This is a genomic window from Chryseobacterium sediminis (assembly GCF_008386505.1).
Lineage (GTDB): Bacteria > Bacteroidota > Bacteroidia > Flavobacteriales > Weeksellaceae > Chryseobacterium > Chryseobacterium sediminis.
Genome location: NZ_VUNZ01000001.1, coordinates 953,682 through 976,924 on the forward strand (window position 1 = coordinate 953,682; position 23,243 = coordinate 976,924).

Here is a 23,243-nt window from a genome sequence, read left to right on the forward strand (position 1 = left end):
CTTAATTTAATTGGAAATCTTTTTTAACTTGGTTCAATTTTGTCTTCACAGACGCGTCTACCTGCTGGTCACCTACTCTTAGAACATATCCTCCAAGAATTTCAGGTTTTACATTTACTTTCAGATCAAAGTTTGAATCAGCGTTTACAAGAGTGGTAGATCTTAAAATCTGATCAAGGTTTTCTTTTGAAAGCGGAGTTGCTGTAGTAAGTGTAACTCTCTGTACACCGCTAAGGTCTTCTACTTTATTGATAAATTCCTGAGCGATATTCTTCAATTGGTTTTCACGTCCATGTTTAATCACCAATCTGATCAAATTCTGAGAAGAAACAGATAAACCTTTGAAAATTTCAGTTGCTACTTCTATTTTCTTTTTAGAATCGATGTAAGGAGTAAAGAAAAATTTGTTTAAATCTTTAGATTCAGACATTACCTTTACTACATCTTTCATTTCAGAAAATACAGTAGCCGTTTGACCTGATTCATTTGTAAAATCAAGTAAACCTTGTGCGTATCTTTTAGCTACTTTAGATGTAAGCATTCTTAGTTAAGGTTTGATTTGTTTAAATAATTTTGAACTAATTCGTTTTGAGCTTCGCTGTTGTCTAATTTTTGTTTCAAGATAGACTCAGCAATGTTTACAGATAAAGTACCAATTTGAGTTTTGATATCTGCCATAGCAGCATTTTTCTCAGCATTGATAGTCTGTTTAGCAGCTTCGATCATTCTGTCTCCTTCAGTTTTAGCAACATCTTTAGCTTCCCCTACGATTCTGTCTTTAATTTCTCTAGCTTCTTTAAGGATAGCGTCTCTTTCGATTTTAGCTTCACGAATGATTCTTTCGTTATCTTCTTTTAAAGTTTCCATTTCTTTTCTAGCTAATTTAGCTTGATTAAGAGCGTCAACAATAGATGTTTCTCTGTCATTGATAGACTTTAAAATAGGTTTCCAAGCGAATTTACCTAACAAAAATAATAATGCTAGAAAAATAACAGACTGGATAATAAATAATCCTGACGAAAACTGATGAATTAATTCCATTATATAAATGTATAAATAATTATTACTTTTTTTTAAAGAACCATTATCTGTAACCAACCGTCACAGATAATGGTCTGATTTTAATTAGTTTACTGCGAATAGAGCAGCAAACGCAACACCTTCTACAAGTGCAGCTGCGATAAGCATAGCTGTTTGGATTTTTCCAGATTGCTCAGGTTGTCTAGCGATAGCTTCAAGAGCAGCAGCTCCGATTTTACCAAGACCGATACCTACACCTAGTACTACGATACCAGCACCTACAATTTTAGGGATTTCCATAATATATAATTTTAAAAAATTTGTTTTACTTTAATTTATAATTTCAATTAGTGAGCTGCATGATGTTCATGCTCATGCTCCTCTACTGCCATTCCGATAAACAGAGCTGATAACATTGTAAAGATATAAGCCTGTAGGAATGCTACCAATACCTCTAGTAAATAAATTACCAATGTAAGGAACGGGAATGCAACACCTGCGATAAAATTCTTGAATACATAGATCAGTCCAATCAAACTCATTACTACGATGTGACCTGCCGTCATGTTGGCAAAAAGTCGAATCATCAAAGCGAATGGCTTAGTGATTGTTCCTAATAATTCGATAGGAAGCATGATCAGTTTCATTGGAACTGGTACTCCTGGCATCCAGAAGATGTGTTTCCAATAATCTTTATTAGCTGAGAATGTTGTAATCAGATAAGTAAGGATTGCAAGGAAGAATGTCATTGTAATATTACCTGTAACATTAATTCCGAAAGGCATCAATCCTAAAACGTTAAGGAAAAGAATAAAGAAAAATACTGTTAATAAATAACCCATAAATCTCTTATACTTATGTCCGATGTTTGGAATAGCAACTTCATCTCTTACGAAAATGATTAATGGCTCTAAAAATCTTGCAGCACCTGTAGGAACCACTGATTTTTTATAAGACTTAGCCATACCTCCGAATAACACTAACATAAAGATTGATACTAATAAAATAATCAGTACACTTTTTGTAATTGAAAGATCTAATGGTTTCTCGTTAGTTGGGTGACCGTGATCATCAAGAGTTATAGTTCCAGCTGCATCAGTCTTGTAAATTTTCTCGTGGTGCAATACATAAAAAGAACCATCTACTTCAGTAGGCTCTCCGTGCATGAACCCTTCTTTGTTACTCATGAAAGAGTGAAAACCGTTGTCATATATAATAACAGGAAGAGGGAAACCAATGTGGTGACCGTCTTTATCAACCATCAATGTGAAATCATGTGCATCCAACAAGTGATGATCGATGAACTCTTTGTTTTCTTTGCTCACTTTGTCTTTCTCTGAAAGCTCTTGAGCAGGAGCTGCCCCAGCAGTAGCCTCACCGTGCTGTGCAGACACTAAGTTTAATACAAAAATACTGTAGAATAAAACTGCGAATTTCTTAAACATTGATAGGTTTTTTTCGTTGTGCAAAAATATGATATTTTTTCTAGTTTCAATAAATTATTTTACTGTTTTTTATCATGATTAATCAGCTTGATTGCATAGTATGTAAGCAGTGCTGTCAGGACAAAATAAGGGATGATAAAATGGAATTTATAGCCTGGAATCACTTCAAAGTTCAGTTTTTTTCTGATTAAGTACATCAAACCGAATTTTAAAAGAATCAAACCAATAACAGACAATCCTAAAAATTCCGGTGCTACTCTATTGATTAAGATAATAAGAGTGATCATCATCATAAACATAACACTTAGAAAAAGGTAAAATTTAATGATCACAATTTCATCCAGGTGAAAAACAAATTTCCAAAGAGAAAAATGTACCAGGAACGTCAGAAAGAATAAAATGACAACAAGAATATTGGGATTGATTTTCATTCTAAATTTTAATTGACCGCAAAAATAGACTTTTTCTATCGTATTATGATAAGATTTGATATATATCATTTTTTCTTATCTATATAATATTACGTTCCGGACACTTTAGATATGCTAAAAATTCCTTATTTTTGCAAACCTATAATTTACAATAAATATGTTTAATAGTTTACAGGATAAATTAGACAAGGCATTACATAATATTTCCGGTAGAGGAAAAATTACCGAAATCAATGTAGCGGAAACCGTAAAAGAGATCCGTAGAGCATTGGTAGACGCCGACGTTAACTATAAAGTTGCAAAAGATCTTACTAAAAGAGTTCAGGATAAAGCATTAGGAGAGAACGTTCTTACTTCCCTTACACCGGGGCAGCTGATGACGAAAATTGTTCATGATGAATTAGTTGACCTTATGGGAGGTTCTCAGGAGGGAATCAATCTTTCAGGAAAGCCATCTGTAATTCTTATTGCAGGTCTTCAGGGTTCTGGTAAGACTACATTCTCAGGAAAGCTTGCTAATTATTTACAAACAAAAAGAAATAAAAAACCTTTATTGGTAGCATGTGACGTTTACCGTCCTGCTGCAATTGATCAGCTAAAAGTTTTAGGTGGACAAATCGGGGTTCCTGTTTTCACAGAAGAAGGTTCTACAAACCCTTCTACGATTGCTGAGAACGCAATTAATTTTGCAAAATCAAATGGTCATGACGTTGTGATCGTGGATACGGCAGGTCGTTTGGCAATTGATGAGCAGATGATGAACGAGATTAAGTCGGTTCATTACTTCATTAAACCTAATGAAACACTATTCGTTGTTGACTCAATGACAGGTCAGGATGCTGTGAATACGGCAAAAGCATTTAACGATGCTTTGAATTTTGACGGGGTTGTTTTAACTAAATTAGATGGTGATACTCGTGGTGGTGCTGCTTTAACGATTCGTTCTGTGGTTGAAAAACCAATCAAATTTATTTCTACAGGAGAAAAAATGGAAGCTTTAGATCTTTTCTACCCGGAAAGGATGGCAGACAGAATCCTGGGAATGGGAGACGTTGTTTCCCTGGTAGAAAGGGCTCAGGAGCAATTTGACGAAGAAGAAGCTAAAAAACTTCACAAAAAAATCGCCAAAAACGAATTTGGTTTTGATGATTTCCTAAAACAGATCAACCAGATCAAGAAGATGGGTAACATGAAGGACTTAATGGGAATGATTCCTGGTGTTGGAAAAGCGATCAAAGATGTAGAAATCAGTGATGATGCATTCAAACACATTGAAGCGATTATCTACTCTATGACTCCTGAAGAAAGAAGAAGACCTTCTATTATCAATACTCAGAGAAAAGGAAGAATTGCTAAAGGTGCCGGAAGAAAAATCGAGGATGTAAATCAATTGATGAAACAGTTCGAGCAAATGGGTAAAATGATGAAGATGATGCAGGGACCACAAGGAAAGCAGATGATGCAGATGATGAGCAAAATGCCAAATATGCCTGGAATGGGCGGAATGTTTGGAAAATAAGAAAAACAAAATCATTCATAAAAAACTCTCAGAATTTCTGAGAGTTTTTATTTTATCTGATAGCAGGTTTATTTAAACTTATACCCTAGCCCAAGCTGGAAGAAACTCATTTTTAAGGTCTCTCCATCTACAGGGTTTTTGATCATATTGGTAAGACCAAAGCTATAGCGTGCATCTACAAATAATCCTTTATGAATGCTGTAATCCGCTCCTAAGAAAATACCAAAGTCTGTAGATTTCAACGTGTCATCCAGATAATTTTCTACATAACGCTCTCCTTCTCTCATCGCTGAAGGATTCAGCATACCTGCATTCGGACCGCTTGCTTCAAATTTCACTTTATTATTCGTCTTAAAACTTACATAAGGACCTGCATAAATTCCTAATTCCGGTGTTGCATAATATCTTGCAGATACAGGGATTACAATTCTGTTAAGGTTCATCTTTTGAGTTATAGTAACTCCAACGGGCGTTGCAACAGCGGCTTTTCCTCCAAGGTTGGCATATTCTACTTCTCCCTGAATAGCAAATTTATTATTGAATTTATGCTCAACCAAACCTCCTACATAAAACCCTGATTTGGATTTCATTCCTCCTTCAAATCCGCCAAATTGAAAACCATCCTCGCTGGAATTCAATTTTGATAAAGCATAACCCGCTTTTACCCCGAATGTAGTTTGCGCATTTAAACCTGCAAATAAAGCGATTGCAGACGCTAATAAGATTTTTTTCATGATTATTTTAAATAGTTTTTATTAAAGAAGTCCTAAGATAGCAATCTCAGGACTAATTCATCTATTTTATTTATTATTTTGAAAATACATATTTAACTCCAAAAGTCACGGAGGTTAAACTGATCCCAAATTTGTAGTCATCAGCTTTGTTTGCTCCGTCAATATCCCTTTTGTAAGTATTGTACCCAAACTCCCCTATTGTTGCTTCAATTGACCAGTTCTTCGTTATGAAATAATCCAGACCCGGCTTAATATTCACTCCGATATTGGTATAGTTATTTTTTTGCATAAACGGAGCGGAAAGTATAGGATCTCCGCCATTACCTCCACTGTTAAAATCCACTTTTTCCTGGCCAAATTCCAATGGAACCTGTAATTGGCCGAAGATGTATAATTTATCGGATAAAGTCCAGTATTTTCTTACAAATGGAGCTACTACAAATGCGTTATCTGTATTTTTGATTTCAACTGCATTATTGAATTCGCTTGCATTTACTTTGTATTTGGTAACAGCGCTTTTGTATCCTACTCCTAGTCCTACCGCCAGGTTTGTACTAACGAAATAACCTGCTGTAGGAAGAATCCTGATTACATTGTCCTTTCTGTTCCCACCAAATTCATTGGTTTCTTTGTGATAAAAACCTACCTGTCCTGAAAGATAAGAAGTTCCTTTAGCGATCTGTGCGTTTGATAAACCGAAAAGCGCAACAGCGCCCATCAATATGATTTTTTTCATGATTATTATATTAGTTTTTTATAGAAAAAAAGCCCTAAGAGTTTCTCAGGGCTTTCTTGCTATATGCTTTGTTTATTACTTTGCAAATACATATTTAACTCCGAAAGTTACAGAAGATAAATTCAATCCGAAGTTATAGTTGTTTGTAGCATCACCATCTTTTGGCTTGTAGTTGCTATAACCGAACTCACCGATAGTAGCTTCGATAGACCAGTTTTTGTTTAAGAAATAATCTAAACCTGGCTTCACAGTAACACCAATTTTAGTGTATTTAGCTTCAGTAGAAGTAGAGTTTGTAACAACTGTATTTCCAGAAGTAGCTACAGAGTTAGTTTCAGTTTCAGTTTTTCCAAACTGCATTGGCACTGCCAATTGTCCGAAGAAATATAACTTGTCAGATAAAGTCCAATATTTTCTTACGAATGGAGCTACAACGAAAGCAGGAGTTTTAACGATGCTCTCGTTTACAACTGTAGTGTTTCCTAAAGTTGCAGTAGTAGTTGTTGTATTTTTTTCAGTTTGGTAACCAATTCCTAATCCAACAGCTAAGTTAGTGTTTACGAAATATCCAACTGTAGGTAATACGTTGAAGTTTTCTTTTTTAAGGTTACCGTTGTTAGATTCCTCTTGAGAATAACCAACAGATCCTGATAAATATGTAGTTCCTTTAGCAATTTGAGCATTTGATAAACCAAAAAGTGCAACAGCACCCGCTAATAATATTTTTTTCATTTTAAAAAATTTTAATACTTTCTGAGGGCAAATTTACAGTGGCCTCCACTAATATTAAAATTTGTTAATGTGATTAATATCATTGTTAAAATTTAGCGTTTTGTAAAAATAAATCCTAGTTAAGAGAGGTTATTGAGTTTTTCACAATATTATGAATAAAAAAACTTCATTTTTTCAACAAGAGTCAAATATATTTACTTTTTCAAATTTTACACTTTTTTCCAAAACCCCATGAATTCTACAAAAATGCTAAAATTAATTAACCTAAACTATTAATATTTAAGTTATTAACTCTTAAAATTTAAACAAATGTTTATTAACCAGACTTAATTTTGGGCTTTCTAATCGCTGTAAATCCATTTTACCAAAAAATTCAGTCTGATTATCTGTACAGCCCGTTTATATGATATAAAAAAACTCCGGCCTTCGGCCGGAGTTCCTATATGCAATTGCTTTTCTTATTTCAAAAAGAAATTATAACCAATGTTAACAGCTCCTACATTCCAGCTATAGCTTCCCCATCCTGGTAAGTCACGCTTGTTACTGATTGACTGGTATCCGATGTACAATTCTCCTTTAGACATCTGATATCCAAATTTAGGCTGTGCATAGAAACCACCGTCTACTCCATCTTTTGTAGAGATACCATATCCAAGGTCCAATCCTACAAAGATAGGTGCTCCAGAGAATCTGTATTTTCCAGAAACTGCTACAGGAACAAATCCGAAATCATCAAAGTGATCTTTTCCGAAGAAATGAGAATATCCTGTTGTTACCCCAAGGTCAAGACCTTTAGCAATATTCCACATATAAGCGGCATCCACTCCTAATGTAAATGAAGATACATCACTTGCATCAGACACAGGAACCCCAATATGTCCACCAATTTTAAAACCTTCCTGCGCTTGAGCAGCACCTCCTAAAAGTGCAAAAGCACCTAGTAATAATAGTTTTTTCATTTTTTTAGTAGCTTTAAATTACCCTGCAAAAGTACTAATTATTTTCATCATAGGGATAATACCGGTTTCTGATATCTTTATAACGATAAAAAGCAGAACAAAAAATTGTCCTGCTTTTTATTATTTCTAAATAAGATTTCCAGAATTAGTTTCCTCCGAATTTGAAACCTACACCTACCTGAGCAAAGCTGTTTTTCACAGTACCTCCACTGTTATCATTAGATAGGTTGGATACTCCTAAGCTGTATCTTGCATCAAAGAAAAGCCCATTTTCCAACATATATTCAACACCTAAGAAAGGAGCAAGGTTTAATGATTTGATATCTTTTTTAATATCTACATCACCAGAATCTCCTTCCATTTCTACATCAAGGAAATCTGACCCGATTACTGTCTTTTGTTTAGCAGTAAGGATAATTCCTACGTTAAGACCCGCCGCTACAGAAAAACCTTCTGTAATGAAATATTTTGCAGAAACCGGAACCAAAAGAGTTCCAAAAGTTACTTTAGTTGATTCACCAAAATATATTCCTCCAGCGTTTACTCCATCAATTTTTTCTTTAGCTCCCAGTGGTGAGTATAAAACCTCTCCCTGAACAGCAAAGTTATCATTGAATTTGTACTCAGCCATCCCACCAATATAGAAAGTATATTTAGGAGACATTTTTCTTCCGTCAAGATCATCTTGCTTATCATCCAGTTTAATGGTTGACATTGCGAAACCAGCTTTTGGACCAAATCGAAATTCTTGTGCGTTTGCAGAAATTCCCATAACAGCGACCGCTGCAATAAGTAAAAGTTTTTTCATGTTTAGTTAGTTTTTACATTTAAGGTCTGCAAAACTAATTATTTTTTTCAAATTAACAAATTTTAACTAACCAATTTAAGGTTAATAAAAGGTTAACGGAAACTTTTACTTGTTTTTACTAGTCGTTTCTTAGTCTTTTCTCTTCATCATTATAAGCAAGAATAATCTTTCTCACCACTGGATGTCTTACTACATCCTCTTCTGTAAGATGTACAAACCCGATCTCTTTTACTCCGCTTAAAATCCTCATAGCTTCTTTCAGCCCAGATTGTTGTTTTGGTGGTAAATCGACCTGGGTAGGATCTCCTGTAATAATAAATTTAGCATTCATCCCCATTCTGGTTAAAAACATTTTCATCTGCGCATGAGTTGTGTTTTGTGCTTCATCAAGAATTACAAAAGCATCATCAAGGGTACGTCCTCTCATGAAAGCCAACGGTGCTACTTCGATCACTTTTTTCTCCATGAAACCCTCCAGTTTCTCATGCGGAATCATATCACGAAGTGCGTCGTATAAAGGTTGTAAATACGGATCCAGTTTTTCTTTAAGGTCACCGGGAAGGAATCCCAGACTTTCTCCTGCTTCTACAGCCGGTCTTGTCAGGATAATTCTTTTCACCTCCTTATCTCTTAAAGCTCTTGCTGCCAATGCTACACTGGTATACGTTTTTCCGGTTCCGGCAGGACCAATAGCGAAGACCATATCTTTTTTCTCCGTTTCCTTTACCAGCTTTTTAAGATTGGTTGTCTTAGCTTTAATAACTTTTCCATTAACTCCTTTTACAATAATATCCTGATCAAAAACCAATTGCTTCTCGTTTTCGTCTTTGATATTCAATATATTTTCAACGTCTTTCAGGCCTATTGAGTTATTTTTGGAGATGAAACTGACAATATCATCCAGTTTTTGTTTCAGTATGTCTAAAGCTTCCTGATTTCCCATGGCAAATACGAAATGATCTCTTCCTGTAATTTTAATGGTTGGAAAGCTTGATTTTATTAAGTTGAAATATTGGTTATTAACTCCATAGAAGATTTTCGCATCGATATCTTCCAAATCATATGTCAATTCAAACATGCAGTATTTTTATTTTTAGATTTTAAAATTAAAGCTTTTTTTCAAATTTATATCAAATTCTTTTCAACAATCTTTCGGGCTTTCTTTTTATTTTAAATAACTTTGCAATACTACACTATTCTATAAATTGCTCATGTCAATTATTACCCTTACTTCGGATTTCGGAAATTTAGATTACAGAGTTGCCGCTGTGAAAGGCAAAATTCTGTCTCTAAACCCTGAGGTTAATATTATTGATATAACCCACGATATCCAGGCATTCAACCTTATACAGACTTCGTATATCGTAAGAAATGCCTATAAATATTTTCCAAAAGGAAGCATTCACATCATTTCCGTAGACAGTTTTTACAACAAGTCAAGAAAAAATATCATTTATAAAGCCGACGGATCCTACTTTTTGGCGGCAGATAATGGTCTATTAAGCCTTATATTTTTTGATATTAAGCCGGAAGCTATCTATGAGCTTACCCTGAACAACCGTTTTGATGACATCATCAACTTTACTTCTACAGACATTTTTGTTCCTGCAGCGGTACATCTTGCCAATGGCGGACTCCCAGAGGTAATAGGCAGAAAAATACATTCGGCCAAGCAGCTGATGTTCCCAAGAGCGGTTTATAATGAATCGGAAGGCATGATTATCGGTGAAGTGACCTATATTGATAATTTCGGAAATATAATCTCAAATATCAACAAAGATTTTTTTGAAAATATCAGCAAAGGTTATGATAGTTTTACCATAAAATTCAGAAATTTAAGTCTTTCAAGGATATTTTCCAGTCATACGGAGGTTGTTTCAGACTGGGAAAGGGAGACCGAATTCCACGGACAGTCTGCTGCTATTTTCAATGATAGCCAGTTATTGGAGCTTACCATCTACAAAGGAAGCAAGAAAAACGGTGCCAAAAGCCTGTTTGGACTGAATGTAGGAGAAAATATCTACATCGAATTTAGCTAAGATTATATATTTCTTAAAAAAACCGATTTTTTTTATATATTTGTCAAAATCTAAAAATCAAAAATGGCAGAATACAAATTATTGCTTCCTTCCATGGGAGAAGGTGTTATGGAAGCGACAATTATCACTTGGTTATTCAATGAAGGTGATAACGTAAAGGAGGATGACTCCGTAGTAGAAATTGCAACAGATAAAGTAGATTCAGATGTACCGACACCAGTTTCGGGGAAAATTGTAAAAATTTTAAAGCAAAAAGATGAAGTTGCAAAAGTAGGTGAAGCCATTGCTATTTTAGAAATTGAAGGAGAAGGCACAGCTTCAGAGGAAGTAAAAGCTGAAACTCCGGCGGCTACTCCGGATGCTGACACTTTAAAAGCGATTGAAGAGCCTTTACAAACTACAGCTGCTTCAAGCGTAGAATTCTCAGGAGACCTTTATCTATCTCCACTTGTAAAATCTATCGCACAACAGGAAAATATTTCTGAAACTGAACTGAAATCCATCAAAGGAAGCGGTTTGGAAGGAAGAATTACCAAAGAAGATATATTAGCATATGTTGCTAACAGAGGAAACCAGCCAGTTCAGCAGGCAGCTCCGGTACAGGCGGCATCTACTCCGAAGCCAGCAGTATCTGCTCCGGCAGCTACCATTCCGGTAAGTGCAGGTGATGAAATCATTCCAATGGACAGAATGAGAAAAATCATCGCTGAAAACATGGTAAAAGCAAAACAAATTGCCCCTCACGTTACTTCTTTCATTGAAACTGACGTTACCAACGTTGTAAAATGGAGAAATAAAAACAAAGCAGTATTTGAAAAACGTGAAGGTGAGAAACTGACTTTCATGCCGATTTTCGTAAAAGCTGTAGTGAAAGCGATCCAGGATTTCCCAATGATCAATGTTTCTATTAATGGTGAAAACATCATCAAAAAGAAAAATATCAACATCGGTATGGCTACTGCTCTTCCAGACGGAAACCTTATCGTTCCTGTAATCAAAAATGCTGATCAGTTATCTCTTTCAGGCCTTGCAAAAGCTATCAACGACTTAGCTTACAGAGCAAGAAACAAGAAATTAAGACCAGAAGATACTCAAGGTGCAACCTATACAATTTCTAACGTTGGAAGCTTCGGAAACCTTATGGGAACACCAATCATTCCTCAGCCTCAGGTAGCTATTTTAGCCATCGGAGCTATCGTTAAGAAGCCTGCAGTTCTTGAAACAGCTGACGGTGATGTAATTGCTATCAGAAACTTAATGTTCATGTCTCACTCTTATGACCACAGAGTAGTAGACGGTTCTCTAGGAGGAATGATGCTGAAGCATGTTCACGACTACCTTGAAAACTGGGATCTGAACACAGAAATATAAGTAAAGAATAATCCGCGCTAAGTAATTATTGCAGATTTTAAATACTAAACCTCCGAAAATCGGAGGTTTTTTTGTTTTTATTAGTTAAATACAGTAAAATTTTAAAAGGACAAACAATAAACAAAATCAATATAAAATAATTAATAAAATGCGCGATTTATTGATAAAACCACAATTATTTAAGTCCAATTCTATATTGTAATAACTTTTTTGGAAGTTAGATTTATTAGCGCTATTTTTAAACAAATAATATTTAAATGGATCCAGATTACAGAAAGTATGACATGACTAAATTTTCTGATTTCACTAAGCAGGATGAAAAACTCATTGCTGAAGTTTATGAAATGATCTCAAAGTTTTTAAACGACCTATAATGTTCAAAATTTTACCGTAATTTCATCCCTCAAAACAAGACAAATGCTGAAAATTTTCATCCTGATAAGGAAATCCATCAAAAATTCCTTTGACAATATCCGAAACGAACAGCTGAAGCACAACCTTCTTCAGGCTATACCTTTTTGGATAGGATCTGTTATTACAGGTTTTTTTGCAGTCATGTATGCACAGGTATTTGCCTGGGGTGAACATTTGATGAATTTTATTTTTGACTGGCATGCATGGATGATTTTCATCATTGCTCCTATAGGATTTGTACTATCCTGGTGGCTGGTGAAAGAATTTGCGCCCAATGCCAAAGGAAGCGGTATTCCACAGGTAATGGCTGCAGTAGAACTCGCCAACCCAAAAGAACACCGCAAGATCAGAAATCTACTGAGCATTAAGATTATTTTCTTCAAAATATTATCTTCAGTTATTCTGGTCATCGGAGGAGGTGCGGTAGGACGTGAAGGACCTACCATTCAGATTGCAGGCTCTGTTTTCAGAAAAGTTAACGAGTATCTTCCCGAATGGTGGCCGAAAATCTCCAAGAAAAACATGATTATGACAGGAGCCGCAGCGGGTCTTGCAGCAGCTTTCAACACTCCACTCGGAGGTATTGTTTTCGCTGTGGAAGAACTGTCAAAAACTCATATCAATTACTTCAAAACAGCTTTGTTTACTGCAGTAATTATTGCCGGCCTTACAGCACAAACACTTGCCGGATCTTATTTATATCTGGGATATCCGAAGACCAACGATGTTTCTTTAATGGTGATGTTTCCCATAGTTCTTGTTGCTGCAGTTGCGGGTATTCTTGCCAGTCAGCTTTCTGTTGCTATGCTTAAAATCAACAGCTGGAAAAAGAATAAACTGAAAACCGATAAGGCCAATGTGATATTCCTGATCATTTGTGCTTTAATTATTGCTTCAGTCGCTTATTTTATCAACAGGGAAATTCTGGGTTCCGGGAAAGAAATTATGGAGCGTGTTCTTTTTACGAAGGATAAGCATGAAGACTGGTATGTTCCCATTCTCAGGATGCTTGGCCCTGCCCTTTCTTTTACTTCCGGTGGTGCAGGTGGAATTTTCGCCCCTGCTCTCACAGCAGGAGCAAGTATAGGATCTGTTATTTCAGGTGCTATTCATTTAACCCCCAATGAAACCAATGTTGTTGTTCTGGCAGGAATGGTGGCTTTTCTTACAGGAATTACCCGGGCTCCTTTTACTTCAGCTATTATTGTTTTGGAAATGACTGACAGGCATTCATTGATTTTCCACCTGATGCTGGCAGGAATGGTTTCTTCCATTGCCTCTATTTTAGTAAGCAGACATTCGTTATACGATGTATTGAAGGTGAATTTTCTGGCAGAATTAAGACAAAAAGATTAGAGAACAGCCAACTGAAAGTTTGTCGCTTTATAACCTTAAGCAATATCCCAAAACATTAAACTATAAATTCTAAACCATCAACACTCAATTATTTCACAAATCCTCTTGCATATAAGAAATATATTCTCTACTTTTGCACCTCGAAATAATTAACAAATTCATTTAACATTATGAACAATTACGAAACTGTTTTCATTTTAACTCCCGTTCTATCTGAGTCACAGGTAGAGGAAGCAGTGAACAAGTATGTAGATCTTATCAAAGAAAAGAACTGCGAAATCGTTGCTAAAGAAAACTGGGGATTAAAAAAATTAGCTTATCCTATCCAATTGAAAAAGAACGGGTTCTATACTCTAATCGAATTCAAAGGAGAAGGTAGTGTAGTAGCTGATCTAGAATTAGCATTTAAGCGTGACGAAAGAGTAATCCGTTACCTTACTACGAAACTTGACAAACATGCTGTTGAGTATGCTGTAACTAGAAGAACTAAAGTAAAAGCAGCTAAAGCTTAATTATTAACCCTATTTTTTAAAAAAGACAAGACATGGCAATAGATGAAATGGCTAAACAAGCCTCAGCTGGAGGAGAATCAGAAGTAAAATTCCTTACTCCGCTTGATATCAATACAAAATCTGAAAAGAAATATTGTAGATTCAAAAAATACGGAATTAAGCACGTTGATTACAAAGATGCTGATTTCTTATTACAATTTGTAAACGAACAAGGTAAAATCTTACCAAGAAGATACACTGGAACTTCTTTAAAATACCAAAGAAAAGTTTCTGCTGCTATCAAAAGAGCAAGACACCTTGCATTACTACCATACGTAGCTGACTTATTGAAATAAGACAAACAATAAATAAAAGAAGAGGGCAGCCTCTTCTTTTGTTGCTGAATAAATCATTAATTCTAACTTGATTTTAGATCATACAACTAAAATCTAAAAAAGGACAACAACAATGCAAATTATCTTAAAAAAAGACGTAGAAAACTTAGGACTTGAGTTTGATACAGTAAACGTAAAGCCAGGTTATGCTAGAAACTTCTTAATTCCTCAAGGAATTGCTCTTTTAGCTACACCTAAAAACAAAGCTGCTTTAGAAGCTACATTAGAAGCTAGAAAAGAAGAAGAAGCTAAATTAATCGCTGCTGCTAACGCTGTAGTTGAGCAATTGAAGAAAACTTCTATCACTATTCCTGCAAAAGTAGGTACTGGTGACAAATTATTCGGATCTATCAACAATGCTGATCTATCTGCTGCTTTAGAAAAAGCTGGTGTTTCTGTAGAGAAAAAATACATCAAGATTCCTGGTAACACGATCAAGAGAACTGGTAAATTCTCAGCTCTTATCAGACTTCACAGAAATGTTGAGTACAACTATGAGTTTGACATCGTTTCTGATGCTCCAGTTGTAGCTGCTCCTGCTGCTAAGAAGGAAGAAGTTAAATCTGAAGAAGCTTAATAAGCAACGAGAATTTCTCACAATACAAGACCACTTCAATTTATTGAGGTGGTTTTTTATATATAGTTCGGAAAAGATTGTGTATATATGACTACCCCGTCTTTTTGCTTTGCAAAAATCCACCCCTTCAGGGAAGGGGAATGTAGGAAATCTTAACTGCTATTACTCGTTACATTGGCTTTTTCACAACCTTACACGTTAGAACAGGCAAGAAAATTATCCCGTATCATAAAAACTACCAACGTAACACGCAACCCGAATCTCAAACCTTCACACCCTCAAACACTCTAACACTCCTACTCACTACTTATCCCCTCTCAATTTATGCTGATATTCCGTAGGAGCAATTCCAATTACTTTTTTAAAAATATTACTGAAAGATGACAGGCTATTGTACCCTACCATCATCGCTATTTCATACATATTGTATTTTCCTTCCAGCATAAGTTCAAGGGAACGGGTAATTCGCAATGCCCTTAGAAAACGGATGTAATTCATTCCCAGAATCTCTTTAAATTTCCTCGAAAGAGTTCTGGTACTCATTCCAAATTCTTTTGCCGTAGATTCTATAGTAAGAGGCTTCTCAAGATTAGCATGAATGTATCTCGCTATCTTCAGCAGTGTTTCATCTTTCGGGAAAGGATGCTGTATCGGGAATGCCAGATGTTTATTCTTTTTCTCCTGTAAAACACCTTTAAGAGCTTTAAGGAAATAATATTTAGAACCATCATTTTTTGTAATTTTCCCATCCCAGTCTTTAGTGTAAAAAATCATCTCCCGAAGCAAATTATTGACGGAATAAATATTAATTTCATCAAAAAAGCCATTTTCATTTTCTTCTTTCTTAAAATAAAAATTATATAAATCAACTTTCGGGCTGGTAGAAAAAATGTAGTGAGGTGTTCCGGCAGGAATCCACATAAAGCATCTTGCAGGAAGATACCAATGTTTCTGATCTGTAAAAACATGCACAATACCTCCTTCTGCATATACTAATTGTGCAGAACTGTGATAATGAATCTCTGTCGTTACATTTCCTGTGAGGACGTGATAGATATAAAATTCGGCATCATCCTCTTCCACTGCTGTAAAATGGCTGTCATTCATGAAATAAAGATAAGAAGAATTTTCAAATTGGCGTAAATGAGCAAATCTTTTTCTGTTTTCACAAATCAGGTACTATGCTTGTCGTCGTAACTTTGCTGCATCAAAATCATTTTAGCAAAAATCCTTTAATTAATTTATGAATATCATATTTAACGCATGCCGGTATCTGTGCATTGCGTTGTGCTTATTATTGAGCAGTTTTTTACATTCACAGATGACAGATTACCAGCATCTCGGCTTACAACAGGCTGTAGAGATTGGTCTGAAAAATAACAAAAATATACAGATAAGTCATCTAAAACAGGAAATGTCCGCTACCAAAGAGAAAGATCTCAAAATGGAAAAGCTTCCGGACATTGAATTTCATACCAGCTATACTCAGGTAACTAATTTGTATCAGCATCAGAATGGTGTATTTAACAAAGCTACAAAGTATGATGCTATCAATGGTATGTATGACTTTACATTATCTGCTTCTATTCCTGTGTACATGGGTGGTAAAATAAAAAATACCGAAAAGAAAGCGGCTATTGATACAGAAATTTCAGCTTTAAGGACGCATCTGGATGAGAGACAGCTTACGATGGAAATCATCACGGCTTTTCTGCAGATCCATCATTTGAAAGAACAGCAGGGGCTCATTAATGATAAAATGAAAGAAGATTCTGTGAATATCAAACAGGTAAAGGCCCTTAAAGCCAACGGAGTTGTAACGGTAAATGAGGTATTGAGAACTTCACTGCAGCTTTCTAATCATAAAATGAGCTGGACAGAACTGGATAATGATATTCAGATTGCAGAGCATAAGCTGAAAACTATTCTTTCTCTTCCGGAAGATCAGGAAATGCATGTAAATACGGAAGATCTTATTTCGGACAATGCAACGATTCCTTATATTGATGAATTGACTGAAACAGCTTTACATAAAAATGAATCTGTTGACATCACTCACAAAAATCTTTCACTGAAAGAATTGGATCAAAAAATCACCAAAGCGAATTATCTGCCTAAAATTACAGCAGGCGGAGAATATTTTTTAAAGTATCCGAATATGATGTTTTTCCCTCCTGAACCGTATGCATATCGTCTGGGAATGATAGGAGTAAATCTTACCTATCCTATCGAAAATCTGTATAAAAACAAATACAAAATGCAGGAAGCAAAGGAAAATATAGATCTCGCTAAGCTTCAGATTGAGGAAAATGAAGAAAAAATAAGACACAATGTATACGAAGCCTACAAAAAGTTTGAAGAAACAGACCAGAAAGTGAAAATTGCTGAAGAAGCGATTGATCAGGCGAAAGAAAACTACCGCATTGTAAGAACAAAATATGCGAACAAACTAAGTCTTATCACTGAACTGATAGACGCCGACAATACTTATCTGGAAGCAGAATCAAACCTTATTTCCGTAAAAATCAACAGACAACTTAAATATTATCAACTCCAATATACGATTGGAAACTTATAAAAACTATGGCACAGAAACAACTGACACAAAAGGAAAAAAGAATTAACAAGTCCATTACTCTACTGGCCTGGATCCTGATTATCAGCGGAATTACAGGTATGGTCAGTTTTTATCTTTTTTCAAGAAAGAATGTCACTACCAACGATGCACAGATCGAACAATATATTACACCTGTATCCAGCAAGGTTTCGGGGTTTATCAAAAAGATAAAATTTAATGAAAACCAGTTTGTTCATAAAGGGGATACTTTAATTATCATAGACAACAGAGAGTTTGTGAATCAGGTACAGATGGCAGAAGCCAATCTCAATGCCAATACAGCTACCATCAGCACTATTGAAAGCGGTGTCAATACCAAAGAAAGTGATACCAAGATCATTGATGCTAAAATTGCTTCTGCAAGAATTGATATCTGGAGAACGGAACAGGATTATAAAAGATATAAAAACTTACTGGCCGAAGATGCCGCTACCGAGCAGGAATTTGAGAATGTAAAGGCTTCATACGAACAGTCAAAAGCCAATCTTCTGGCACTGGAACAGCAAAAAAATGCAGTAAGAGCCGGAGCCAGTGAACAACAGACAAAAGTTGCACCCGTTAAAAGCCAAATTCAGCAGAGTTCCGCAAGTCTGAGTAATGCTAAACTTTATCTTTCTTATACTGTAATTACCGCTCCTTATGACGGCTGGGTGGGGAAAAAGACTATTCAGGAAGGGCAATTGATTAAGGAAGGTCAGGCTTTGATACAGATGGTCAGCAAAGAAAAATGGATCATTGCCAATTACAAAGAAACACAGCTTGGACAGATTGATCAGAATCAGGAAGTCATCATTACCGCAGATGCGTATCCCGATGTGGAATTTAAAGGAAAAATTCTTTCCGTTTCTCCAGCTTCAGGATCTCAGTTTTCTTTGGTAAAACCGGATAACGCAACCGGAAACTTTGTGAAAATTGAACAGAGATTTCCTGTGAAAATTATTCTTGACAATAATAAAGACAATGAAAAACTACTTTCCGGAATGAATGTTCTGGTGAGTGCGAAGAAGATATGAGTTTGAGTGTGGAAGGGTTTTAGAGTATTAGAGTATTAGAGTATTAGAGTATTAGAGTATTAGAGTATTAGAGTATTAGAGTATTAGAGTGCTAAATTACTTCCAATCAATACATTTCAGACTTTACAATTAAATTATTTTTTTAGCGAAAAGACAAGACTGCAAAATAGCGAATCTGCAAATTTTTTCTTAAGCATATTTGCCATTTTACCTTTTACTTTTACACCTTGCTCTTTTGTCTTTTCGCATTTTTAAACTCAGGCTGTAAATTTACTTACCTGCCTTTTCAGCATTCTTCATTTAATGCTTTCAAAAAATTATGCAACACAATACAGTTTATCATAAATGGGTACCACAATGGCTGAAACTGCCTCTTCTTATACTGGCATTGTTTCCCCACCTGATGTTGTTGTCGCTTTTACATTCAAACAGCGCCTTCACATCTTCTTTTATGGATGTTGATTCAGATGACATTCAGTATTTAATGATTTTGATGTATGGGACATTTGTGGTTACCCTTTTAGTTTTACAGCGGTTTATGGCCTATTTCAGTGTCAAATATTATGTACTGCTGATGGCATCTGTTTCTGTTATTATTCTTTACATTTTATCGGTAACTCACGATTATCATGTTATTTTGGTGATTCGGTTCTTAGAAGGGATTTTCGGGCTGCTGGAAGGGGCTATTTTCCTTCCTTTAATTATTGCTGAATTAAAAACAAAACACGCCAAAGTCTTAGCTTATCTCTTCATGTATACTATTATGCTCACCGGAGGTACCATAACCACTTCCCTGTTGAAATCAAGCATCGAGAATTACGATTTTCAGCATATGATCCTGATGATGGTCTATTTTCATGTATTTGTATTGATTATCGGTATTGCATTATTCAACAGAAACAGATTCTTTCCTAAGAAACCTTTGTATCAATTGGATATTACCAGCTGGTTTTTACTTTGGGTATGTCTGCAGGCTGGCGGCTATGCCATTATTTATGGTAAAAGACTGATGTGGTTTGAATCTGATACCATTATCATGTGTCTGTTTATATTCCTGCTTTCGGGGGGATTATTTATGCTTAAACAAAGAAATTCCAAAAGACCATTATTTCATTTTGAAGTTTTCAGTTCAAAAAATGTGATTGCCGGAATGATTCTGTTCTTCATTTTTTACCTGATCCGCTCCGGACTGAATAATGTATACAGCATCATGGCAACCGTATGGAAATGGCCTTGGGATTATATTGTAAACATCCAGTACTGGAATGTTGCAGGAACTCTTCTGGGCATATTATTATCAGGGATTTGTCTGGTTCGGGGAGTTTCTTCAAGAATTGTTTTCTTTACCGGATTTCTGCTACTTGCGATAGACTGTGCGTGGTTTACGTATACTTTTTATCCGGACACTACCCTTTCTACGATTTGTCCGCCATTATTTCTACAAGGTGTAGCCCAGGGATTATTATTTACACCGCTTGTTTTCTTTTTGATTTCAGCAACTCCGGAAGAATATGTCGCCAATGCTACAGCTTTAGGAACAACAACACGTTTCTGGACAACAGCTATCGGCTATGCTCTAATGCAAAATCTCATGTTATTTTTAACATTAAAACATTCTGATACAATTAGTTCAAACTTTACAGACACCAATCCCATTTTTTACAGCCAATGGAATCAGCTTTTCGGAAGTACTATTTCCAGACTACCGGTAAATGATTCTCTTTCTGTTACAGCAGGGGCTTTTAAGGCTAAAATTATAGCGCAATCCATCCTTCTTTCCAATATGGAAATTTTTACCGGACTTTTCTGGCTCGCATTCATTACTGCGATTTGTTTGTTGATTTATCACCCAGTAAAAATAGCAGTGCGAAATATTATGTAAAGAAGCTTGATTTTATAAGCTATCAAATAACAGACAGACTCGGATAATACGGTTTCTTAAACACTAGGAATACGCAAAAAGTATAAAATGATATGAATATTTTTCGCTTGCAAAGGTATTTCATTCAGCTATGTACACGATGAATGAACTTTGCTAAGTAACAACGCCTTTGCGAACATAATTTTTCATTTTTTAGTCAGATCCTTTGCGAACTCTGCGTTAAATTCAAATTAAATAATCTCTAAAGTCTCTTTAATTTAAGCTAATCATGCTAAATTCTTATTAAATTATCAGTATTTCTCAAAAACCAAAAGAAACTTGCTTAAACGCTAGGAATACGCAAAGAGTATAAAATGATATGAATATTTTTCGCTCGCAAAGGTATTTCATTTAGCTATGTACACGATGAATGAACTTTGCTAAGTAACAACGCCTTTGCGAACATAATTTTTCATTTTTTAGTCAGATCCTTTGTGAACTCTGCGTTAAATTCAAATTAAATAATCTCTAAAGTCTCTTTAATTTAAGCTAATCATGCTAAATTCTTATTAAATTATCAGTATTTCTCAAAAACTAAAAGAAACTTGCTGTTTTCAAACTCTCAAATTCAATCTCCCTTGCTCTCCCCACTTTGGCCGGTTTATTGTTCGTATTTTTGCTAGCAATATTGCACAGATCAATACGTTTAATACAAAAGCTTACCAATGGAAATTGAAAGAATTTTACTGAGCCAAAGGGATTTTTTTACAACACAGCAAACTAAAAGTCTTGCCTTTCGGAAAATGTATCTCGAAAAGCTTAAAAGCCTTATTATTTCTAATGAGAACATGCTGTATGAAGCGATTAACAAAGATTTTGGGAAATCAAAATTTGATACTTTTACGACAGAGCTATCCTTCATTCTGAATGATATTGATTATTACATCAAGAATTTAAAATCTCTTTCAAAACCTAAAAAAGTAAGCACCAATCTTGTCAACCAGCTTGGAAACAGTAAAGTGTATGCAGATCCGCTTGGCTGCATACTGGTAATCGGGGCCTGGAATTATCCTTACCAACTATCACTTTCTCCCCTTATTGCTGCAATAGCTGCTGGAAACTGCTGTATTCTTAAGCCCAGTGAAATAGCTGAAAATACAATGAAAGCAATGGCATCCATCATCAATGAAAATTTTCCATCCGACTATCTGTATGTGTACGAAGGCGGTATTGAAGAAACTACAGCTCTTTTAAGATTAAAATTTGATAAAATATTTTTTACCGGAAGCACAAAGGTTGGAAAGATTGTTTACAAAGCGGCGGCAGAATATCTTACCCCCGTAACACTGGAACTGGGCGGAAAATCTCCGGCTATCATAACCAAAAATGCCAATCTTGAAATAGCGGCCAAAAGAATTGTATGGGGAAAGTTCCTCAATGCCGGACAAACCTGTGTAGCCCCCGATTATCTGTTGGTAGAAGAAACCATTCAGGAGCAGTTTTTGGAAATGCTCAGGAAATACATCAAAGAATTTCAATACGGGCCGGATTCTGAACAGTACACAAGAATTATCAACCAAAGAAATTTTCAACGCCTTGTACACCTTATTGATAAAGAAAAAATCTATTCCGGAGGAAATTGTATTGAAGAAAAACTATACATTGAGCCTACCATTCTGAACCATATAAACTGGAATGACGAAATTATGCAGGAAGAAATTTTCGGTCCTCTTCTGCCTGTCATCAGTTTTCAGAGTTATAACGCCGCTCTCAACTCTATTTTAGAACTTGAAAAACCGCTTGCGGCTTATCTTTTCACCAATGATTCAGAAGAAAAAAAGAACTTTACCCGAAAACTATCTTTTGGAGGTGGCTGCATTAATGATACAGTGATGCATTTGAGTAATGATCATCTGCCTTTTGGAGGTGTTGGAAATTCGGGAATAGGAAATTATCATGGAAAATATGGTTTTGAAAGCTTCTCGCATCAAAAAGCGGTTCTTGAAAAAACCACCTGGGGTGAACCTAATATCAAGTATCCGCCCTATTCTGAGAAAAAATTAAGCTGGATCAAAAAATTAATGTAATCCTACTCATAGAAATAAAAAACTGCCTCATTTCTGAAGCAGTTTTTTCAATTTTATCCCTTTTTAGGAGCCCAGGTAGTAAAGAATTCTTTTACTTTCTCTTTACTGTACCCTTTTCCTTCTTCTAAAACATCACTTTGCTGAACCTTGATCATTTTACCATCTTTATCTAAAATAATAAAAACCGGATAACCAAATTTCTCACCCGGATTCCCGTACTGGGCAAAAACCTTTTCATTCTTATTGTCCGGAGAAAAATTCAGGTGGTAGTAGACATAGTTTTTATCCACTATTTCCTTCAGTTCAGGTGTAGTCTGTACATAATTATTAAAACGAAGACACCAGATACACCAGTTTCCACCAGCCTGGATCATTACATTCTTACCTTCTTTCTTAGCCTGAGCGACTAATTTTTTAATATCAGCCTCCGCATCCGCTTTTGGATCATAAGGCTTAGGAAGCTTGGCTTTTTCTTCAGCTGCTTTTTTCTTTGCTTCTAACTCTTTCTGCTCAGTAGACACTATAAGAGCTGTTTTTTGCTTTCCATTATCTGGGGAGTTCTTCACTTCCTGTGAAAAAGCAAATGCACTTAATCCAAGAGAAGCGAAAATTATCAATTTTTTCATAATATAAAAGTA

Annotated in this window: 24 protein-coding genes; 11 read left to right on the forward strand and 13 right to left on the reverse strand. The window is 35.5% G+C overall.

Annotated features, from left to right (window positions below):
• Window position 1: 1 nt before the first annotated feature.
• The 5 genes from atpH to FW780_RS04475 form a co-directional block, all read right to left on the reverse strand.
• Window positions 2-541 (reverse strand): ATP synthase F1 subunit delta, encoded by a 540-nt coding sequence (gene atpH / locus FW780_RS04455; RefSeq protein WP_149832389.1) that lies wholly within the window; start codon window positions 539-541, stop codon window positions 2-4.
• 2 nt (window positions 542-543) lie between these two features.
• The gene (locus FW780_RS04460) at window positions 544-1,041 is read right to left on the reverse strand and encodes a F0F1 ATP synthase subunit B (RefSeq protein ID WP_047374409.1); all 498 of its coding nucleotides are present in this window, start codon (window positions 1,039-1,041) and stop codon (window positions 544-546) included.
• A gap of 84 nt (window positions 1,042-1,125) precedes the next feature.
• Window positions 1,126-1,320: an ATP synthase F0 subunit C gene (atpE, locus tag FW780_RS04465; RefSeq protein ID WP_002979108.1), complete on the reverse strand. Its 195-nt coding sequence runs from the start codon at window positions 1,318-1,320 to the stop codon at window positions 1,126-1,128.
• A 47-nt stretch (window positions 1,321-1,367) separates the two neighbouring features.
• Window positions 1,368-2,465 (reverse strand): F0F1 ATP synthase subunit A, encoded by a 1,098-nt coding sequence (gene atpB / locus FW780_RS04470; protein ID WP_149832390.1) that lies wholly within the window; start codon window positions 2,463-2,465, stop codon window positions 1,368-1,370.
• A 59-nt stretch (window positions 2,466-2,524) separates the two neighbouring features.
• Complete coding sequence (locus FW780_RS04475; protein WP_047374405.1) at window positions 2,525-2,896, reverse strand: hypothetical protein; 372 nt, start codon at window positions 2,894-2,896, stop codon at window positions 2,525-2,527.
• Between the two features lie 157 nt (window positions 2,897-3,053).
• On the opposite strand from FW780_RS04475, the gene ffh reads away from it, so the two are divergent.
• Window positions 3,054-4,415, forward strand: a complete 1,362-nt coding sequence (gene ffh / locus FW780_RS04480; protein ID WP_047425397.1) for a signal recognition particle protein — start codon at window positions 3,054-3,056, stop codon at window positions 4,413-4,415.
• A gap of 68 nt (window positions 4,416-4,483) precedes the next feature.
• On the opposite strand, the gene FW780_RS04485 is transcribed toward ffh, so the two are convergent.
• The 6 genes from FW780_RS04485 to FW780_RS04510 form a co-directional block, all read right to left on the reverse strand.
• On the reverse strand, window positions 4,484-5,149 hold the full coding sequence (locus FW780_RS04485; protein WP_149832391.1) for a porin family protein: 666 nt from the start codon (window positions 5,147-5,149) through the stop codon (window positions 4,484-4,486).
• Between the two features lie 73 nt (window positions 5,150-5,222).
• On the reverse strand, window positions 5,223-5,885 hold the full coding sequence (locus FW780_RS04490; protein ID WP_149832392.1) for an outer membrane beta-barrel protein: 663 nt from the start codon (window positions 5,883-5,885) through the stop codon (window positions 5,223-5,225).
• 75 nt (window positions 5,886-5,960) lie between these two features.
• Window positions 5,961-6,617, reverse strand: a complete 657-nt coding sequence (locus FW780_RS04495; protein WP_149832393.1) for an outer membrane beta-barrel protein — start codon at window positions 6,615-6,617, stop codon at window positions 5,961-5,963.
• Between the two features lie 458 nt (window positions 6,618-7,075).
• On the reverse strand, window positions 7,076-7,576 hold the full coding sequence (locus tag FW780_RS04500) for a hypothetical protein (RefSeq protein WP_149832394.1): 501 nt from the start codon (window positions 7,574-7,576) through the stop codon (window positions 7,076-7,078).
• Between the two features lie 145 nt (window positions 7,577-7,721).
• Window positions 7,722-8,384 carry a porin family protein gene (locus tag FW780_RS04505; protein ID WP_149832395.1) on the reverse strand — a complete coding sequence of 221 codons (663 nt, stop codon included), beginning with the start codon at window positions 8,382-8,384 and terminating at the stop codon, window positions 7,722-7,724.
• A 118-nt stretch (window positions 8,385-8,502) separates the two neighbouring features.
• Entirely contained in the window at window positions 8,503-9,462 is a 960-nt protein-coding gene (locus FW780_RS04510) for a PhoH family protein (RefSeq protein ID WP_149832396.1), read from the reverse strand.
• A 133-nt stretch (window positions 9,463-9,595) separates the two neighbouring features.
• On the opposite strand from FW780_RS04510, the gene FW780_RS04515 reads away from it, so the two are divergent.
• The 6 genes from FW780_RS04515 to rplI all read left to right on the forward strand — a co-directional run bounded on the left by FW780_RS04515 (window position 9,596) and on the right by rplI (window position 15,027).
• The gene (locus FW780_RS04515; RefSeq protein WP_149832397.1) at window positions 9,596-10,423 is read left to right on the forward strand and encodes an SAM hydrolase/SAM-dependent halogenase family protein; all 828 of its coding nucleotides are present in this window, start codon (window positions 9,596-9,598) and stop codon (window positions 10,421-10,423) included.
• A gap of 63 nt (window positions 10,424-10,486) precedes the next feature.
• On the forward strand, window positions 10,487-11,794 hold the full coding sequence (locus FW780_RS04520) for a dihydrolipoamide acetyltransferase family protein (protein ID WP_149832398.1): 1,308 nt from the start codon (window positions 10,487-10,489) through the stop codon (window positions 11,792-11,794).
• A 417-nt stretch (window positions 11,795-12,211) separates the two neighbouring features.
• Window positions 12,212-13,564 carry a chloride channel protein gene (locus FW780_RS04525; protein ID WP_149832399.1) on the forward strand — a complete coding sequence of 451 codons (1,353 nt, stop codon included), beginning with the start codon at window positions 12,212-12,214 and terminating at the stop codon, window positions 13,562-13,564.
• Between the two features lie 170 nt (window positions 13,565-13,734).
• A complete protein-coding gene (gene rpsF, locus FW780_RS04530; RefSeq protein ID WP_047374382.1) occupies window positions 13,735-14,076 on the forward strand; it encodes a 30S ribosomal protein S6 in 342 nt (113 codons plus the stop codon).
• A gap of 32 nt (window positions 14,077-14,108) precedes the next feature.
• Window positions 14,109-14,411: a 30S ribosomal protein S18 gene (rpsR, locus tag FW780_RS04535; RefSeq protein ID WP_002979091.1), complete on the forward strand. Its 303-nt coding sequence runs from the start codon at window positions 14,109-14,111 to the stop codon at window positions 14,409-14,411.
• Between the two features lie 112 nt (window positions 14,412-14,523).
• The gene (gene rplI / locus FW780_RS04540) at window positions 14,524-15,027 is read left to right on the forward strand and encodes a 50S ribosomal protein L9 (protein WP_149832400.1); all 504 of its coding nucleotides are present in this window, start codon (window positions 14,524-14,526) and stop codon (window positions 15,025-15,027) included.
• A 303-nt stretch (window positions 15,028-15,330) separates the two neighbouring features.
• Here rplI and FW780_RS04545 read toward each other — a convergent pair whose 3' ends face one another.
• Window positions 15,331-16,134, reverse strand: a complete 804-nt coding sequence (locus tag FW780_RS04545) for a helix-turn-helix domain-containing protein (RefSeq protein WP_149832401.1) — start codon at window positions 16,132-16,134, stop codon at window positions 15,331-15,333.
• A gap of 214 nt (window positions 16,135-16,348) precedes the next feature.
• Between FW780_RS04545 and FW780_RS04550 the strand changes: the two genes are divergently transcribed.
• The 4 genes from FW780_RS04550 (at window position 16,349) to FW780_RS04565 (ending at window position 22,605) form a co-directional block, all read left to right on the forward strand.
• On the forward strand, window positions 16,349-17,605 hold the full coding sequence (locus tag FW780_RS04550; RefSeq protein ID WP_149832402.1) for a TolC family protein: 1,257 nt from the start codon (window positions 16,349-16,351) through the stop codon (window positions 17,603-17,605).
• A 5-nt stretch (window positions 17,606-17,610) separates the two neighbouring features.
• The gene (locus FW780_RS04555) at window positions 17,611-18,657 is read left to right on the forward strand and encodes an HlyD family secretion protein (RefSeq protein ID WP_149832403.1); all 1,047 of its coding nucleotides are present in this window, start codon (window positions 17,611-17,613) and stop codon (window positions 18,655-18,657) included.
• A gap of 319 nt (window positions 18,658-18,976) precedes the next feature.
• Entirely contained in the window at window positions 18,977-20,539 is a 1,563-nt protein-coding gene (locus FW780_RS04560) for an MFS transporter (protein WP_149832404.1), read from the forward strand.
• A 704-nt stretch (window positions 20,540-21,243) separates the two neighbouring features.
• A complete protein-coding gene (locus tag FW780_RS04565) occupies window positions 21,244-22,605 on the forward strand; it encodes an aldehyde dehydrogenase (RefSeq protein WP_149832405.1) in 1,362 nt (453 codons plus the stop codon).
• A gap of 53 nt (window positions 22,606-22,658) precedes the next feature.
• On the opposite strand, the gene FW780_RS04570 is transcribed toward FW780_RS04565, so the two are convergent.
• Window positions 22,659-23,231 (reverse strand): thioredoxin family protein, encoded by a 573-nt coding sequence (locus FW780_RS04570; RefSeq protein ID WP_149832406.1) that lies wholly within the window; start codon window positions 23,229-23,231, stop codon window positions 22,659-22,661.
• Window positions 23,232-23,243: the final 12 nt, after the last annotated feature.